The following is a 1,412-nucleotide window of genomic DNA, read 5'->3' on the forward strand; positions in this document are numbered from 1 at the left end:
AGCGTCCGGACTCTGTGACGGTCAGGCTCCTCGCCGACGGTGAGGTCGTGGACAATCAGACGTTGACGCTGAATGCCGAGAGCGAATGGAAGGGCTCCTTCTCTGGCCTGCCCAAGTTCAAGGCCGGCAAGGAGATCGCCTACACGGTCTCTGAGGACGAGGTGTCTGGCTACTCCACGGCCTACTCGGGTACTGCTGCTGGTGGTTTCACGGTGACGAACACGATCACTGGGAAGGTGTCTGTCGCGGTGACGAAGGCCTGGGCCGGTATTGACGCTGACGCGGCTCCGGCCGTGTTGGTGCAGCTGTACGCCGACGGTGTGGCCTCTGGTGACCCGGTCACCTTGGACGGTAACGCTGAGGATGGCTCCTGGAGCCACATCTTTGAGGGCCTGGACCAGTACACGGCTGAGGGTAAGGCGATCGCCTACACGGTGGCCGAGCAGGGCGTCGAGAACGGCAAGTTGTCGGCTGGTGGCCACGACTACACGGTCAAGGTCGCGCAGGACGGTGACTCGTGGACGGTCACGAACACTATGGAGAACCCGAAGACCTCTGTCTCCGGAAAGAAGGTGTGGGACGACGCCGATAACCAGGACGGGATCCGGCCCGACTCCGTGACGGTCGAGCTCCTCGCAAACGGTGCCGCCACGGGTAAGACGGTGGAGGTGCCCGCAGATGGTGACGGGTCCTTCACCTTCACCGGCCTGCCGACCTTCGACGCCAAGGGCATCGAGATCGCCTACAGCGTGGACGAGGTGGGTGTGCCTGAGGGGTATGAGAAGAGCATCGAGGGCACCACGATCACCAACACCCACACCCCGGCGGTGCGCACGGTGAGCGTGACCAAGGCGTGGGACGACCTGGATGATGCTCATGGCCTGCGCCCCGAGAGTGTGAGGGTGCGTCTGCTGGCTGACGGTGAGGACACTGGTAAGAGTGTCGAGCTGTCTGCCGCCAATGAGTGGGCGGGCGTGTTCGATGGCCTGCCGGTGAACAAGGCTGGTAAGGAGGTCGTGTACTCGGTGGTTGAGGATGCGGTTGCTGGTTACGAGGCCACTATCACCGGTAGCGCGGATGAGGGGCTGACGGTGACGAACACGCTGGTGCGTGGTGTGGTGTCGTTGGTGAAGACCGACGCTGCTGGTGCGCCTCTGGTGGGTGCGGTCTTTGAGCTGCGCACCACTACCGGGCAGGTGCTGGACACCGTGACCAGTGGCGCGGACGGCCGGGTGGTGTTCGAGGGTGTTCCTGCTGGTTCCTACCGTGTGGTGGAGACCCAGGCGCCGGCGGGCTACGTCCTGTCTGGTTGGGCCAAGGCTGCTGTGATCGACCGGATGGGCGTGAGTGTGGATCTGGGTCGTGTGGTCAACACACCCGTCCCAGCCAAGCCTGTGGGGCCGGTGGCTTCG

Annotated in this window: 1 protein-coding gene; it reads left to right on the forward strand. The window is 64.0% G+C overall.

The features are described 5' to 3' along the window. A partial coding sequence (locus tag HMPREF0058_RS02730) for a Cna B-type domain-containing protein (protein WP_006548145.1) occupies positions 1-1,412 on the forward strand: 1,412 nt, incomplete at both ends.

Source organism: Actinomyces urogenitalis DSM 15434 (genome assembly GCF_000159035.1).
Lineage (GTDB): Bacteria > Actinomycetota > Actinomycetes > Actinomycetales > Actinomycetaceae > Actinomyces > Actinomyces urogenitalis.